This is a genomic window from Ancylomarina subtilis, from assembly GCF_004217115.1.
Taxonomy (GTDB): Bacteria; Bacteroidota; Bacteroidia; order Bacteroidales; family Marinifilaceae; genus Ancylomarina; species Ancylomarina subtilis.
The window spans coordinates 1,449,442-1,466,065 of record NZ_SHKN01000001.1; the positions used below are offsets into that span (position 1 = coordinate 1,449,442).

The window sequence follows — 16,624 nt, forward strand, 5'->3', positions numbered from 1 at the left end:
TCGTTTATCTGTTATCTGATTTATTTCTTAATCACTTTAAATTCAGTCCGACGATTCATCGCCTTTCCTTCTTCTGTTCTGTTATCGCCAATTGGTTTACTCGAAGCATAACCTTTAAAAGACAATCGATCTGCCTGAATGCCTCTCTTAATTAGAGAGGAATAAACCGCTTTGGCTCTATTCTCTGATAGGGTTTGGTTTTTTAATTCTGATCCGGTATTATCCGTATGTCCGGCAATTTCGATGCTCAAATTCTTATTCAAAGCAAGTAAATTATAAAGACTGTTTAATTCACTTTCAGATTCGGGTTTGATTTCCCAGGAATCTGTTTCAAAGAAAATATTTTTTAAAACAACTTCTGTTCCCACTTGGATGGCTTGCAAAGGAATATCTTTCTTTTGAGCTTGGTCAAACTCTCCCTCTTTCATTTTAAAATGATCGGAATAAAACAAATAGCCATCCGCTTCAGCGTGGAACAGATAATCCTGACCTTCAGGCAAACAAACCAAATACTCGCCTTTTTGTCTATCAGAATACAGATAAGCAATCGTATCCCGACTTTCGATATCAAGAAGAATTAATTTTGCTGATAAGGGTCTCTTATCATCCATATCGTAAACCTTCCCTTTTAAATAACTCACCTTAGGAGGTTGCAAATCAAGAGGCATATCAAACTCATAAATATCCCGGCCCTTTGAGGCCACCCGGTTCGACGAAAAGTAGCCCTTATCCCCTTTGGCATTAATAAATAAGCCAATCTCATCATTGTAAGTATTGATTGGATAGGATAAATTTTTAGGTTCGGACCATTCTCCATTTGCTAGTCGATTAACCTGAAACAGATCGTAAGCGCCCATCCCCACCAAAGCATCGGATGCAAAAACCAAATACTTATTGCTGGCATGAATAAACGGGGACATTTCATTTCCTGCTGTATTAATTATCAAATTCTCAGCCTGAGTCCAGCGCTGTCTGCCATCCTCTAATATTTCCAATAGCTCAGATTTCCAGATATCCATCTTGCCTTTACCCGATTTACGATTACTCACAAAATAAAGACAACGGCCATCAGCCGAAATACTCGGCTGGGCTTCCCATGCTTTTGTGTTGATATTGGCCCCGCAATTGATAGGTTTCGACCAGGTATCACCCTCTTTTTTCGAATAATAAATATCGCATCGGCCTCTGCCATCCTTTCGTCCACAAGCTGTAAAATACATATAACGACCATCAGCCGTAATCGTCTGAGCACCCTCGTTCCTATCAGTATTTATGGCTTCGGATAAGGCTTGGGATTCCATCCAGATTTCATCTTGTTTTTCAGAATAACAGAAATCTTCCTGAAATAGCTCTCTCTGATTTTTATCAAATCGCCCTGTAGGAATCAAACGTGTAAAAATCAATGTTTGCTCATCGGCTGTTAAACTTGGCCAATACTCATCCGCCTTTGTATTGATGGAATCGCTTAAACATTGTGCATTAAAATCACTTGGATGCTTCATCGCTTCCAGAGCAAACTCACAACATTTTAATTGATGCAAACTGATATTTCTGTTTCGAACTGATATTTTACCGATATTCAAAAAAGCTTGATAAGCACTTAAAGCCTTTTCATATTTCCCTTGTTTCAAATAGGCATTGGCGAGATTGAATTGGGCATTGGGAAAAAAAGAAGGATTGATGGCAACAGCTTGCTCATAAACAGCAATCATCTTCTGACTTTTCCCCTGATCGCTATAAAGATCGGCTGAAAACAAAAGCGCCTCCATAAAACGATTATCCCGCTCCACAGCCTTCTCCAAATAAACCAAAGCCTCATCTGTATGTCTCAATCGGCTTAATTCCTGAGCCTTTTTATAGAATTTAATGGCTTTCTTGTCTTCTGTTGTGTATTTCTTCTGTGAAAAAGACACAAAAGAAAAACTTAGAAAAAGAAAAATAAACAGGATACGTTGCATAATGGCTTAGCTAATAATTGGAAATTCTATTTATCTGTGACAAACTTCAATATACGGACAAGTTCGACAAACATCGACATCCTCAACCTGACGAAACGGAATCTCCGGATTAAATATCTCTTCTAAAAGATCTGTAAATCCATCTAAAAATTCTTGTTTGTAAGCCAAATAACTGCCCACAGGAACCCCTTTACTTCTGCCTTCTTTTTGTTCGAGAACACAAGCAAATTTTGGCGTGAAAATTGATTTTAAACCATAAACATTAGGCGATATGGCCAGATCATCACCATGTTTCATATCGTAAAACAAGCAGTACAAAAAGGTTTGAAATGCCGCCTTATTTCGTTTCTTATTCTCGGAATCAAAGAGCGATTCAATATCCTTAAAAACCAGCTCAGCTGATCCCGTTTTGTAATCAATCACACGAATGGTGTTGTCTACCTGATCGACTCTATCAATAATCCCTGCAATATTAACCTTTCTCCCATCTGATTTTAATGGGATTTGTATGCTATAAGGCCCTTCAACAGCCAACATTTTAAAAGGTGCAAATTCAGTATCCACCTTCAACAGTCGGTCAATAAATTTCATCAGAATATTAAAAATCAATCTGTTTCGACCAACAATCTCAATCGACTTTTTATTATCTAAATTAAAATACAACTCTTTAAAAGCTTCTTCCAAAACTATCGTTTGCTTCTTCTTATCTTTTCTCAAAGCTTCAAGATCGTCTTTCGTTATTGTTTTGTTGATAAAAGGCTCGTACAATTTCTCCATTGCCTGGTGAAAAAGGTTACCAAACATGGGCGGATCAATCTCTTCCAAAATGGTATCAGGCTCCTTCATTCCAGCCAAATAACGATAATAAAAGCGAAGACTACAGCCCATATATGAATTGAGTGCCGATGGCGAAAAACGTCGTTTGTTTCCCTCGCAATATTCATTTAATTGTTTCAGAATTCGTTCATTTTTCTCAATACTTATGGGCTTGGCATTGGACAGAACGATATCATAAGAAGGATGCTTCTCTTCAACCTGAAAGGCCGATTCGTATTTCAATTGATACAGGAATCGACTCATTTCACCCGTTCGAATCCCATCGCTTTGTGTGCTATATAAAAGTTTAATTTCTTCAGGACGCTGAATCAGTCGATAAAAATAATAGGCAAAAATCGCATCCTGATGATCGATGGTTGGCATGCCAAAACCCTGACGCAAATGGTAAGGCACAAAGGAATTGGAGGTTCCTGTTTTTGGCAACTTTCCCTCGTTCATCGACAGCACAATTATTTTCTTAAAATCGAGCAGACGGGTTTCGAGTATCCCCATCACCTGCAAGCCTGCCAGCGGCTCTCCCTCAAAAGGAATGCTCAATGATTGAATCATTTTATCCAGTAAACGATAAAAAGTATCCAATTTTATCTCAATTTTATGCTCATTTAAAAGGCCCGTGAGACGTTTTATCGCTAAAAACAGATGGTAGATGTATTCCTTCTCAATTTTATCCAATCGCCCCTCATCTTCTTTATTTAAGTCCAGATTTTTGTAAATGGCTTGCAATAGATCGAGCAAATAAGAAGAAACCTCTTCAACCGAACTTAAAGGCACGAATAATTTTTCCAAAACCGGATCGCCAACCAATAATTTACGATCGACATGCACCCAATTGCTCTTTATAATTTGTTGAGCTAAGCTATCAGCCAATTCAGGATTAATGGCATTCAGATACTGATGATTCAAAAGTGACAACACCTGCTTGTGATGAAAAACAAAGCCCGATTTTTGTTTCCGTCCTCCCTTTTGAAGATCGATAATCAAGCCCAACAAACTCGCAACCGGCGTGTTTTTTGCCGGATATCCCATGGTCACATTCACATGCTCCACATTCTTGGGAATCGAATTTAAAACGGGCAAAAGCAGCTCCTCATCAGCCAAAATAATTGCCGTTTCTTCCAAAGGGACATCCTTCTGATCGGCATATGTCTTCAGATAATTATGTGCAAACTTGGCCTGACCAACTTCCGACGATAAGGAGATAAACTCGATTGGAGCTCGTTCTGCGACAATATTTTTAAAGGAAATAGCACTCTTGGGGGCTGGGAAACGTTTCAAATTATCGCGCATGAACAAACCCGCTTCGTGATAGGGGTTTTTCACATAGGACTCATCGTAATCCCAATAAAAATCGGCCACTCCCATATCTCTAAGAGAAGAAAAAATATCCTTCTCACATTTATTCAAGGCATTGAATCCGGCAAAAATAATCTTCTCATAATCAATCTCAACCTCCTTCTTCTCGAGGCTATCAACAACCAATCGACTCGCCATTCCCTCATAAGCCAATCCTTCTTTGGTCAACTCTTCTTTCAGGTTTGAATAGATCGTAAACAAGCGCTCCCAAACCGAAACAAACTGATGCTGATGTTCCGATAATTTTTCAGGATTGAAGGTGCTCCAAAAAGAGCGAATCGCTTCAATCTGTTCTTCATCCAGATAATCGAATATATTTTCAATCTCTTTCTCATCTGCTAAATTCTGAAAAAGATGTTTGGCATCCACACGATACTTATCCAGATCATCAAAATCACCCAATATCATTTCGCCCCAATGGTAAAACTCATCGAAGGTTTCCTTGCTATTACAAACAGAGCAATAAATTTTATACAAACGACACAATAGAGCCAGATTATCCTCAACCATCAAAGGTGACCATTTTTTGATCAGTTCATTAATCGTCAGAACCTCCGGCGAAAATGTCGGCTTAGTCACCAGTTCGTTTAAGTATTTTGAGAAAAATAAACCCGCACGTCTGTTGGGAAAAACCAATAAGCAATTGGCTAATTGATCGCCATATTGCTCAAATAATTCTTTGGTGACTTGTTTTAAAAAAGTGGACATATCTATTATGAATGAGTGTATTTAGCTATATTTTAAGCTTTGTTTCGTTATCGGTTGTCATGGTCATTAGTTGAATTTCAATTTACCTTTAAACTTTTCGACTTTTCCGACCTTTAGACTTTTTAATCTTTATCCTTTAACCTTGAGATTTTCTTTATTTACTGTAATCGAAAACCCAATCGATCTCTTTAGATTCTGACATACCGTTTGGATTACAGCCGGGCTCTCCCTCAGGAATTTCAACGCCCAGTTTCTTATAATAATCAAGCCAAACCGGATGAAACTTTCCCGTTTTAGAATCCTTAAATGTCATCGGCTTTAACTTGAATATTTCAGAACCATCGCCTGAATGTTTAAACATGTCGTAAATCAATTCGGAACAGTAATAGCTTGAATCAGACATTAAATAAACCGAATCGTAAGGCAAGCCCAGTAAACTTTTCCCAAAGGACACGGCTTCGGGAATTCGAGCCTGATGGTATTTTTTTAAACGGGCAACACGAACCTTAGGCATTCTGTCAGTATTCAAACTTCGGGTTAAGAAACTGTCAACCGAGGTCAATTGAACAGCTTCACCTATAGCCTCCAAAACCACTAAATCTTCATTCTCGTCAGGTACGATTATGCCGACATGAGAAAAGCTCATGGGTTTATTTTCGGCCGTCACCTCTTCAATAGCATCAGATAAGGAACTGCCATCCAAATCCTGAAACAAGAGATCTCCCCTTTGCAATTCAAAAGTGTCAGAAGCATTCTGCGATGCGCAAGAAAAAAGAAGAATGGCTAAAAAAAAGAGGCTAAAACGAGGTATCGTGTTGAATTTCATATGATCTTTATGGTTAAAAACAGATGGCTTTTAAAACAAGCTCAATCAAAATTAATCAATTCCCATTAGCCATCAAATATTGCGTGACAAACTATGCTTTAAATTAAAAAAAGCACATGCATTCCGATTGATAGAAAACCTCTATGTGCATATTAAAAAAAAAGATGATTTTTTTATCTTTTAATCCTTTATAAACATTCGGATAAGACCCAATTTTAATACATTTGTTAATGTACAAGCGTTCTAAATTATTTTTTATAATTTAATACTTGCGTTTATCAACAGGTCGAATGCTCTAAATATTTAAGAACAGGATCTAAAAATCGATCTTATTAGATAGTCTTAGAGTCATTTTCGTCTTATTGATTGAATCAGAACAAAAACAAAACTTGACCCAACAACTTAATAATTTTATGGATAAATTCAGTTTTTTAGGTAATAGCGAAATCGAATTCATCGATGCCTTATACCAGTCCTATAAAAAAGACCCCAACTCGGTTGAAGAATCCTGGCAAAAATTTTTCCAGGGCTTTGACTTTGCTTCTGAAAAATTCCCAAGTAAAGCTCAAACTGCAGCATCAGGCACTGTTCCTGCTAAATCGATGAGTAAAGAATTCAATGTGATTAACTTGATTCAAGCCTTTCGTCAGCGAGGTCACCTGTTTACAAAAACCAATCCTGTTCGTACACGTCGTAAATATTTCCCTACTCTTGACATTGAGAACTTCGATCTGTCTCAATCCGATATGGAAACCGTGTTTCAAGCCGGTAACGAATTGGGAATTGGTCCTTCAAAACTTAAGGATATTCTGGAACATCTTCAAGAGACCTATTGTCACTCGGTAGGTGTTGAATACCTTTATTTGCGTACGCCAGACAAGATCAAATGGCTGCAACACAAAATGGAAACCAGTAAAAACAAACCTAATTTCACCGATGAGCAGCGCAAGCATATTTATTATCATCTGAAATTAGCCGTTGGTTTTGAAAATTATATTCACAAAAAATTCGTCGGGCAAAAACGTTTCTCTCTTGAAGGAACCGAAACCCTTATCCCTGCCCTTGATGCCCTGATTGAAAAAGGGGCTCAGCTGGGGGTTGAGGAATTTATTTTTGGTATGTCGCATCGAGGCAGACTTAATGTCCTGGCTAATATTCTTGAAAAACCTTACGAGAATATTTTCAAGGAATTTGTTGGCGAAGAATTTGAAGATGATATCGCCCTGGGTGATGTCAAATACCACCTGGGATATGGCAATACGGTTAAAACCGATGATGGCAATGAAGTGAAACTTCATCTAACGCCTAACCCATCTCACCTTGAAACTGTGGGAGCTGTGGTTGAAGGGATTTCACGCTCTAAAATTGACAACGATTACCAGGGCGATGAGAACAAACTTGTCCCAATCGTCATTCACGGCGATGCTGCTATTGCAGGTCAGGGGATTGTCTATGAAACGGTTCAAATGGCTGATTTGCAAGCCTACAAAACAGGGGGAACCATTCACTTGGTTGTGAACAATCAGATTGGTTTTACAACGAACTACCTCGATGCCCGTTCAAGTACGTATTGTACCGATGTGGCTAAGGTGACCCGATGTCCTGTTTTCCATATCAATGGTGACGATGTTGAAGCTCTGATTTACACAATCGGATTAGCTATGGAATACCGTCAGGAATTTAAGACGGATGTTTTCATCGATATTCTTTCGTACAGAAAATATGGCCACAACGAAGGTGATGAGCCACGTTTTACTCAGCCATTATTATACAACCAAATTGCCAAGCACAAAAATCCCAGAGATATTTATGGCGACTTCCTGATCAGTAAAGGAATTTACCAAACTGAAAATCTGAAAGAGCTAACGACAGAATTCAACAGTCTTCTTAATGAGAAATTTGAACTTTCTAAACAAATTAAGAAGCTATACATTCAACCCTTCTTAGCAGAAAACTATAAAGGAATTCGTTACTCCAATAATGAAGACTTTTTGGAAACACCTGCTTTCAAAACTGAAAAAAGCAAGCTCCTCCAATTGGCCGATAAAATTACGACTTTACCCAAAGACATTCAGTTTTTCAAGAAAGTGGGTAAGTTAATGGCAGATCGTAAAAAAATGATTAGTGAAGATCGTTTGGATTGGGCTATGGGTGAGTTATTGGCGTATGCCAGTTTGCTGGATGAAGGCCATGGTGTCAGAATTAGTGGACAGGATTCAGAACGTGGAACATTTTCCCACCGACATGCATCGCTGACCATACATGATTCGGCACAAAAGTATTTCCCATTAAAACATGTTAGCGACAATCAAGCCCCTTGTCATATCTACAATTCGCATTTGAGTGAATATGCAGTTCTGGGTTTTGAATATGGATATGCTTTAGCGCATCCTTCAGGATTAACCATCTGGGAAGCGCAGTTTGGCGATTTCCATAATGTGGCCCAAGCCGTAATCGACCAATACATCAGTGCTGCAGAAGACAAGTGGGGAATTAAAAATGGCTTGGTTCTTTTCTTACCGCATGGTTACGAAGGACAAGGTGCCGAGCATTCCAGCTCGAGAATTGAACGATTTCTAACCCTTTGCGCCAATAACAACATGCAGGTTATTAATCCAACAACACCGGCCAATCATTATCATGCTTTGCGTCGTCAGGTTAAGCGAGACATCAGAATTCCTTTAATATGCTTCACGCCTAAGAGTTTATTGCGACACCCCAATTGTGTTTCAACTCTAGATGATTTGGCAGAAGGTAAATTTCAGGAGGTGATTGATGACACTAACGTGATTGCCGAAGAAGTGAGCCGAGTGGTTTTCTGTTCGGGTAAAATCTACTACGACTTACTTGCTAAGAAAACAGAACTTAACGCTCAGGATGTGGCTTTGGTTCGTATCGAACAGCTTTATCCTTTCCCACAAAAACAAGTGGACGACGTTTTGGCTAGATATCCTAAAGCGATTCTACACCTTTGGGTACAGGAAGAACCTGAGAATATGGGGCCATGGCAGTTTATCAATTACAACATTAAAAATGTAGAACTGGTACCCGTAGCAAGACTTGCTAGTGGTAGTCCAGCGACTGGGCTTGCGAAAATTCACAATATCGGACAAAATGAAATCATCCGTAAGGTATTCAGAAGATGCGATTGTGAACGAGAATTGAAATATTGTGGCTTGCAATGTGTGGTTGGAAGTTCAAAGGAAGATATCCACCGTCAGCACGAATATTTCCAGGATCAGAAAAGCAAATTACTGATGTAAGAATCAGAATCAAAAAATAAAACACAAAAACACCAACAACTAATAATATCAAAAACATGCTTGAAATAAAAATTCCCAGCCCGGGAGAATCCATATCCGAAGTTGAAATTGCCAATTGGTTTGTCGCCGATGGCGATATAGTTGAGAAAGAACAGGAAATTGCTGAAATCGAATCAGACAAAGCCACTCTAACGCTTGTTGCCGATGAAGGCGGTAAGATTTCAATTATAGCAAACGAAGGTGATACTGTAGCTGTTGGGTCAGTTGCTTGTACCATCGACACCAGTTTTGCAGGATCAGCGGCACCATCTGCTCCAAAAATTGAGGCCAAAGAAGAGGCTCCCAAAAAAGAAGTTGTAAAAACTGCTGCCGAGCCTGTCAAAACTTCAGAAGAGTACAAGGATGTTAAAATTTCTCCGGTAGCTAAAAAACTGATGGAAGAAAACCAGCTTTCAGTTGATGATGTGATTGCCGGACTACAGCGTCTTTCGAAAAAAGATATCGAGCAAGTTGTGGCGAATAAAAATCAGGCACCTGCTACCTTCACTCAGGAAGAACCTGTGGCTCGAGATATCGATCGCAAGAAAATGACTAACCTTCGTAAGAAGTTAAGTGCCCGTTTGGTTTCGGTGAAAAACGAAACGGCCATGCTAACCACTTTCAACGAGGTGGATATGTCGGCTGTGATGCAATTGAGAAAGAAGTACCAAAAGCAATTTGTCGAAACACATGACATCAAATTGGGATTCATGTCCTTCTTCACCAAAGCTGTGAGTATTGCTCTAAAAGCCCATCCTGCGGTTAATTCAATGATAGATGGTGATGAAATTATCACCCCAAACTATATGGATGTGGCAATGGCCGTTCAAACACCCAAAGGTTTGATGGTTCCTGTGATTAGAGACACGCAAAACATGAGTCTGGCCGATATCGAAAGAGAACTAATGCGCTTGGCTAATAAGGCTCGCTCAGGAAAAATCAGTTTGGATGAAATGACAGGCGGTACCTTTACCATTACCAATGGTGGGGTTTTCGGATCACTATTGAGTACACCAATAATAAACCCACCACAGTCGGGTATCTTGGGGATGCACAATATTGTAGAACGCCCTGTAGCTGTCAATGGCAAGGTTGAGATCCGCCCAATGATGTATATCGCTCTTTCATACGATCACCGTGTGATTGATGGAAAAGACTCTGTTGGTTTCCTTGTGAAGATTAAAGAGCTGATTGAGAATCCACATCGCATGATCACCATGGGACAAGATCCAGATAGCTTACTGCTTGGAATCTAGATTTTTGAATTAAGATTTAGGAATAGTATAAAGGCCAGATTCTCGATTGAGATTCTGGCCTTTGCAATTCTTTTAATTCTAATTTGAGAGGCTCTCAATAAATGGAAATATTAGTCATCCCCTGACATTTACCCAAAAGAATTCGGGGTTCTTAGAGGCTGAGTATAATCACCCAAAGGTTTCTCCTGTTCCTTTAAAGGCAGTTCCCAAGCCGCAGCAGTATGCCCTTTAGGATTCCGAAAGCTTTCGGAATGAGTAATAAGTTTCGTGAAACAATTTGCACTTATAAAGGATAAACAAAGCCCACCAAAATTTTACTGTAGCGGGCTTAGATATTTTACTTCTTTATTTTTACTGCTAACGCAGAATACGAGCTACAAGCTCGCACTAGCAGGGGGAGGGGGGCAACAATTAGATATCAAGAAACTATTTCCCTAATATTTCTTTCCTCTTTTCATCCGAAACAAGGTAGGTAATATAAAATCCCCAAATACACCATGATATCGCCAGAATGAATAAACATGATAACAATAAAAAAGGAACGAATCCCCTATCATTTTTTTTAACAATTGATCGTCCACCTACCTTAAGGTCTCTAATTATTTTATACTCACCCTTATTGTTAAATTGAATTGATACATTTTTCTCTAATAGATTTTTCGCACCAAAATAATTTATTTCACTTATTGAATAACACCTATAAGGAACCTGATCCTGTTTCAATATTATTTCATAAAAATCAGAATAACCTCTTGAAGCTGATTTAACAGAAGAACTATATTCTCGTTCTAAACGAATATCATCTATTACACCCTTACCAACACCCATAGACGAAACAAATGCTGTAGGAGTTAAGAAATATGCTATGCTTGCAAATAGTATTGCAAGAGCAACTGAATATTCGTAATTTCTCAACAAAAATATCTTCATAATTAGTATATAATATTTTCACTATCTAAATGATTTTTCACATCCTCAATAGCCTTATTCAATTCATCTACCGTAGTTTTTGAAATTTTGTTATTCAAAGCTTTATTTGCCTGTACTGCTTTCCAATTTGTATAGAACGTTCCAAACCAATTTTGTTTGGTTACAACTCCAACTATTGTGTTTACGTTTGCTTTTGTAATTTCTAAAGCATTTATATAATCCCAATATGTGAAGAAATCTTTGGACATTCCTAATTCTCTCTTAGCCCAATCTTGAAAGTCATTGTTGCTAAATACCGGATCAGCAACATCCTTCAACAACAACAGCGAAGGTATAATTTTACTTCCTTTAGTCACAATTAATTTTCTACCCGCACCATAAATATTTGTACAGGTAATTATAAATTTTGCAATGTCTTCTTTTATTGCATCATCCTCGTGATTCAACAAATATGCCAAACAAAATGCAGGTATGGCAATAACAGGTTTTGTTCCTTCAGGTATAAATGTAAACTTACGATTAAAACCAACATTCACAATATCATTAGGATTAAGGTCTATTACTCCATTAACAAGGGGTATTCTATATTTATCAGATTTCAATTGGACATTCATACCACCGATTTTTGACCAGTTATAAAAATAATAAGGTGTGGAATTTTTGATAACAAACCCACTCGGAAATACAGTTTTTGACTCAGGATATTTGCCTGTTTTTAATTCTTCGCTATATGCCGCAGTAAAAAGATTCGTTAACTCTTTTATCCACTCAGCATAGTTTTGTTTACCATTAAAATTGTCAATATTGGTACTCAAAACATCAAATAAAGATCTCTTCCTTTTATCTATTAGTTCTCCAAAAAAACTTCTTTCCGCCTTTTCATTAAATATATGATCTAATACCTTAACAATCTCCCCTTTATCATCAGAAGAATATGTTGATCGTATTAAATTAAGAACCATGTCTTCGTAATTCTCTAACAAGTTTGTTTTGCCAGCAAATGCAGATAACAGTTTTTTCCGCTCAATTATTGATAATTTTTCATAAATGCAATAAGAATAATTATATAATTCATCAATGGCTTCAGATTCTCTATTTTCAGAAATTAATTGAGAAACATTATTATATTCTTTTGTAAAATCATAATTATTAACATAATTATCAAACACCCCAGCCTTTTCCTTATTGATTAATATATATATATATCGTTACCAAAATCATATTTAAATTTAGAGGCATTATATTCACTTTTTGTGTATTCCAGATTTATATCATAATAGTCGTACCTAGTCTTCTTTTCACTAAGGTATATTTCAATATAAATTTCTGGAGTAAGAATCGTACCTGACACATACCTACCATTAGAACCAATAAATATTTTCGACTTATTAGAAGCCTTAGCACAACGCAATTTACCAATCACATCTGTTATCAAGTCATCATCTGACTTTAACACCCCATACCGCAAGTCTGTGACTTGTGGTTTCTATACTAGCGAAACGTCTATTAATCCTTTTCCATCGGCGTAATCTATTGCTCCCCGCTCCAGAACTTTGTTTCGTGCGACAGTGGGGGATATAAATTAGAATATTAAAGTAACATAAATTCATGGATACAAAAAAAACCTGGCATTTCTGCCAGGTCATATTTGTTGGTTTAATTCTACATAGCTATACCAGAAAATTCATGTATAACTTTGAACGCGATACAATCGCGCACTAGCGGGGCTCGCACTAGCGGGGATTAAAAAAATGATATTTTACACTTTTCAAAACACATTCTATTAATTCTAGAAATCTCTTCCCATACTCCATTCTCCTCACCTTCACCTTCCCATTCAAAATAACTACGTAATTTATCTTCATTCCTTATTAAAGAAAATCTCAATTTGGGCAAAATGTTATCCCAATCAATCGAAAATGGAGAATCTTGATATTTTATTTCATTCAATATTTGGACATACGTATACTTTGTGACTAAATATAGATCAAAAAGCTCTTTATCCATCATGGAGATCAAAGCTTCTTCAAATCTTTTTTTTACATCTAGTTTAGGTTCTTTTCGAAATGCTATATATATTCCCTCTGACAAAACTCTAGTAATATCTGTTGGTATTTTAGCACCAACCCAATGATGCAAATCAATTTTGTAGGCTCCTTTACCTTCGAGATAAGAAATCAATTCTTCATTCTGAATAGCAGAAACTACTTTTTTATACTCTTTCATATCAATCAAAATTTAATTTATTGATTTTGACAAAATCACTATTATTAGGTATTTGGTTTACCACTCCTTCTGGTACTCCGCCATCAGTAAAACCACCAGGAACCCATCTACTATTAGCTCCCATTTCATTACCTGTAGAAAGACGTAGATTTAAATCATTCAGATTTTTTATATCAATCCTTCTAAGGCCTCCCCCCCATACCGCAAGTCTGCGACTTGTGGTTTAAACTAACAAAACGTCTATTAATCCTTTTCCATCGGCGTAATCTATTGCACTGCTATATTTGTAGTGATGTGACTCAATCACGATACCTTCTTCAACAGGATTATTGTGCAAATAATTCAGTTTTTGATCTATCATTTTAGTATCGCTTAATTCAATTGGCTTATTATTTTGTTGCCAAAATTGAAAGTTCATATTGTTTCCATTCTTCTTCCCTGCACGCTCAAACATCCACAACATCCATTCTCTTCTACTTTCCCGTGGGTTTTCTCGAATGGCTTGTACAATGGCTTTAGATGTGTATTTTTTAAGATCACGAACAATATTCTGCATGGGCTCCTGCTTTGTTCCAATAATCAAATGAATATGACTTGTCATTATTACCCATCCATAAATCACCAAACCCTTGTTTTCAACACAATAATTTATACTTTCGACAAGTATATCTTTGTATTCTGACCGAACAAAAACATCTATCCAATGTACTGTTGCAAAGCTTATAAAATATGGACTTTCCTGACCCCTAAATTTATAATTACGACTCATAATACTTCCATTAGTAAAAACAAACTAATGTAACAATAATTTATAAAATCGAGATTATCATAAGGCACTTACAGCCGCTAGTCATAGGCTTGAGAGTTTTGGAATGGCCACTAGTTACAAACTGGCGGCAGATGGGGGCAACGCCTAAACGATATTTCACAATTTAAGGAGAACGACCGTGAACATATTCTATATACCCTCGATGCGATCGATTAGGAATATTAAAACAAGACAGGCTTATAGCGGGTAATTTGCACACAAGAATACAAACAAAGCCCACAAACATTTTACGGTAGTGCGCTTTGATGTTTTACTTCTTTATTTTTACTGCTTACGCAGAATACGAGCTAAAAAATTGCATTAGTGAGAAGATACTATCAAAGCAATTATTTAAAAAGTAGGCTACCATTTTCAACTTTTATCCTATTTGTTGTTATTCTATTAATTGTAGGGACAGTGTTTTCTTTTCGAGTATAAGGAGTAAACACATAATTAATCTCGAACTCAACCGACAAATCTCCTTTTATATTATAAAAATATCTCCTAAGATTTATATCAAAGCTCAACGTCGTTGATGGGGGAATAAAGATAAACCTTTCCTTCGCAATATTAATGTACTGCTGATCCTGCATATCTCCATAATTAGCCAATCTAAAGAAATTATCGTTTTTATATGTTAGAATATTTATTCCTTGGGAAGACTCCCATCCTAAATAAAAGTTTTTGAACTTTGACGAAACAATAACAGTATCTAACATCTGGTTTTCAATATTTAAGCAGGTATGTAGTATCGAATCAGATTTAGTTAAAAAAACCTTAACCTGTGCATTAACATTTATTACCGTGAATAAAAGAACTATAAATAACATCTTAATTTTCATAACCTTCAGCATTTAAATTATATTCTCTTTCGTATTTTTCATCTTTTGCTTTTTTTAATAAATAGCGATTAATCTCCCCCCATACCGCAAGTCTGCGACTTGTGGTTTCTATACTAGCGAAACGTCTATTAATCCTTTTCCATCGGCATAATCTATTGCACTGCTATATTTGTAATGATGCGACTCAATCACAAAACCTTCTTCAACTGGATTATTGTGCAAATAATTCAGTTTTTGATCTATCATTTTAGTATCGATTAATTCAATTGGCTTATTATTTTGTTGCCAAAATTGAAAGTTCATATTGTTTCCATTCTTCTTTCCTGCACGCTCAAAAATCCACAACATCCATTCCCTTCTACTTTCCCGTGGGTTTTCTCGAATGGCTTGTACAATGGCTTTAGATGTGTATTTTTTAAGATCACGAACAATATTCTGCATGGGCTCCTGCTTTGTTCCAATAATCAAATGAACATGACTTGTCATTATTACCCATCCATAAATCACCAAACCTTGTTTTCAACACAATAATTTATGCTTTCGACAAGTATATCTTTGTATTCTGACCGAACAAAAACATCTATCCAATGTACTGTTACAAAGCTTATAAAATATGGACTTTCCTGATCCCTAAATTTATAATTACGACTCATAATAGTTTCATTAGTAAAAACGAACCAATGTAACAATATTTATAAAATCGAGGTTATCATAAGGTACTTACAGCCGCTAGTCATAGGCTTGAGAGTTTTGGAATGGCCACCAGTTACAAACTGGCGGCAGATGGGGTTACTATACTACAACCACTCAATCTCAACACAATTTTCAATGGCATTAATTTTATTATAGATATCAATATCAGGGTTTCTTAAATCAAGTTCTAATATTTCTTTTTTGCCGTTATACTCATGATGCTTATCAGTTCCTATATGGGCAGGGTTAATGAAAAATTTAGTTAAAAATATTTTCTCTATACGTGATATATGAATTCTATATTCATCCATCATCCTCCATTGATCGGATTGGTGCCAATTGTTTGTTTGGTAGCGGGGACCAAATTTTGCATCTAAACTTTTAATATGCTTTACAAAATCAGCAGGAAATGAACCATCAACAATTTTAGCCTCAAAAGTAATATAGTCATTATTAAATGTCTCCTTATCATCTTCTACCATGGTGTAAAAACTTCTAATTCTTTCGCCTTCAATTTGTATATCAAGCTCAAAATCGAAAAACTCGGACACATCATCTGTGTTAATTGGTTTTATAGCAACAAAGAAATCCCTATGTTTATCATAGAAATTATTTATAATATTTGTACAATTCAGCTCTACTAGTTTTTTTTCTTTTCTGCTATCTAAAAAGCAAAAACCCTTTGACTTTAAGCTTTGAATAATATCTGAATAATCTGAAGTATGTTTTGAAAAAGAGACTCTCTTAAAAACATTTCGCTCAAAAGAATAAGAATAAAACTCATTATCAATTAGAATGCACTTTCCTTGGTGTTTTTTGAAAATTATTGAAGTTCCCATCCTCCTTCTTTATAATTAAATTTATACTTAAATGTCAACTTACCAT

General features: G+C 36.5%; 12 protein-coding genes. 2 read left to right on the plus strand and 10 right to left on the minus strand.

Annotated elements, in window-relative coordinates:
- Positions 1 to 20 precede the first annotated feature (20 nt).
- From EV201_RS05860 to EV201_RS05870, 3 genes are all read right to left on the minus strand, one after another.
- Complete coding sequence (locus EV201_RS05860) at positions 21 to 1,958, minus strand: OmpA family protein (RefSeq protein ID WP_130306526.1); 1,938 nt, start codon at positions 1,956 to 1,958, stop codon at positions 21 to 23.
- 30 nt (positions 1,959 to 1,988) lie between these two features.
- Positions 1,989 to 4,856: a PD-(D/E)XK nuclease family protein gene (locus EV201_RS05865; protein WP_130306528.1), complete on the minus strand. Its 2,868-nt coding sequence runs from the start codon at positions 4,854 to 4,856 to the stop codon at positions 1,989 to 1,991.
- A 154-nt stretch (positions 4,857 to 5,010) separates the two neighbouring features.
- Positions 5,011 to 5,682: a YiiX/YebB-like N1pC/P60 family cysteine hydrolase gene (locus EV201_RS05870; protein ID WP_130306530.1), complete on the minus strand. Its 672-nt coding sequence runs from the start codon at positions 5,680 to 5,682 to the stop codon at positions 5,011 to 5,013.
- A 413-nt stretch (positions 5,683 to 6,095) separates the two neighbouring features.
- Here EV201_RS05870 and EV201_RS05875 point away from each other — a divergent pair, with 413 nt between their 5' ends.
- Together EV201_RS05875 and odhB are read left to right on the plus strand one after the other, a co-directional pair.
- Positions 6,096 to 8,945, plus strand: coding sequence for a 2-oxoglutarate dehydrogenase E1 component (locus tag EV201_RS05875; protein WP_130306532.1), 2,850 nt, complete (start codon positions 6,096 to 6,098; stop codon positions 8,943 to 8,945).
- 56 nt (positions 8,946 to 9,001) lie between these two features.
- Entirely contained in the window at positions 9,002 to 10,240 is a 1,239-nt protein-coding gene (odhB, locus tag EV201_RS05880; protein ID WP_130306534.1) for a 2-oxoglutarate dehydrogenase complex dihydrolipoyllysine-residue succinyltransferase, read from the plus strand.
- A gap of 426 nt (positions 10,241 to 10,666) precedes the next feature.
- Here the strand turns inward: odhB and EV201_RS05885 are convergent, their stop codons facing one another.
- The 7 genes from EV201_RS05885 to EV201_RS05915 all read right to left on the minus strand — a co-directional run bounded on the left by EV201_RS05885 (position 10,667) and on the right by EV201_RS05915 (position 16,578).
- Positions 10,667 to 11,170, minus strand: coding sequence for a hypothetical protein (locus EV201_RS05885; protein WP_130306536.1), 504 nt, complete (start codon positions 11,168 to 11,170; stop codon positions 10,667 to 10,669).
- A gap of 2 nt (positions 11,171 to 11,172) precedes the next feature.
- Complete coding sequence (locus EV201_RS05890; RefSeq protein WP_130306537.1) at positions 11,173 to 12,339, minus strand: hypothetical protein; 1,167 nt, start codon at positions 12,337 to 12,339, stop codon at positions 11,173 to 11,175.
- A gap of 574 nt (positions 12,340 to 12,913) precedes the next feature.
- Positions 12,914 to 13,396: an NAD glycohydrolase toxin immunity factor gene (ifs, locus tag EV201_RS05895; protein ID WP_130306539.1), complete on the minus strand. Its 483-nt coding sequence runs from the start codon at positions 13,394 to 13,396 to the stop codon at positions 12,914 to 12,916.
- A 223-nt stretch (positions 13,397 to 13,619) separates the two neighbouring features.
- A complete protein-coding gene (locus EV201_RS05900) occupies positions 13,620 to 14,165 on the minus strand; it encodes an REP-associated tyrosine transposase (RefSeq protein ID WP_130306541.1) in 546 nt (181 codons plus the stop codon).
- 386 nt (positions 14,166 to 14,551) lie between these two features.
- Positions 14,552 to 15,046, minus strand: coding sequence for a hypothetical protein (locus EV201_RS05905; protein WP_130306543.1), 495 nt, complete (start codon positions 15,044 to 15,046; stop codon positions 14,552 to 14,554).
- Positions 15,047 to 15,154: 108 nt separating this feature from the next.
- A complete protein-coding gene (locus EV201_RS05910) occupies positions 15,155 to 15,532 on the minus strand; it encodes a hypothetical protein (protein WP_207224401.1) in 378 nt (125 codons plus the stop codon).
- A gap of 311 nt (positions 15,533 to 15,843) precedes the next feature.
- Entirely contained in the window at positions 15,844 to 16,578 is a 735-nt protein-coding gene (locus EV201_RS05915; protein ID WP_130306545.1) for a hypothetical protein, read from the minus strand.
- Positions 16,579 to 16,624: the final 46 nt, after the last annotated feature.

Excerpts from the sequence above, each read along its gene's own strand:
- EV201_RS05860 (WP_130306526.1), bottom strand. The coding sequence starts at position 1,958 with ATGCAACGTATCCTGTTTATTTTTCTTTTTCTAAGTTTTTCTTTTGTG.
- EV201_RS05905 (WP_130306543.1), bottom strand. The coding sequence starts at position 15,046 with ATGAAAATTAAGATGTTATTTATAGTTCTTTTATTCACGGTAATAAAT.
- ifs (WP_130306539.1), bottom strand. The coding sequence starts at position 13,396 with ATGAAAGAGTATAAAAAAGTAGTTTCTGCTATTCAGAATGAAGAATTG.
- EV201_RS05865 (WP_130306528.1), bottom strand. The coding sequence starts at position 4,856 with ATGTCCACTTTTTTAAAACAAGTCACCAAAGAATTATTTGAGCAATAT.
- EV201_RS05915 (WP_130306545.1), bottom strand. The coding sequence starts at position 16,578 with ATGGGAACTTCAATAATTTTCAAAAAACACCAAGGAAAGTGCATTCTA.
- EV201_RS05870 (WP_130306530.1), bottom strand. The coding sequence starts at position 5,682 with ATGAAATTCAACACGATACCTCGTTTTAGCCTCTTTTTTTTAGCCATT.
- EV201_RS05885 (WP_130306536.1), bottom strand. The coding sequence starts at position 11,170 with ATGAAGATATTTTTGTTGAGAAATTACGAATATTCAGTTGCTCTTGCA.
- EV201_RS05910 (WP_207224401.1), bottom strand. The coding sequence starts at position 15,532 with ATGACAAGTCATGTTCATTTGATTATTGGAACAAAGCAGGAGCCCATG.
- EV201_RS05900 (WP_130306541.1), bottom strand. The coding sequence starts at position 14,165 with ATGAGTCGTAATTATAAATTTAGGGGTCAGGAAAGTCCATATTTTATA.
- odhB (WP_130306534.1), top strand. The coding sequence starts at position 9,002 with ATGCTTGAAATAAAAATTCCCAGCCCGGGAGAATCCATATCCGAAGTT.
- EV201_RS05875 (WP_130306532.1), top strand. The coding sequence starts at position 6,096 with ATGGATAAATTCAGTTTTTTAGGTAATAGCGAAATCGAATTCATCGAT.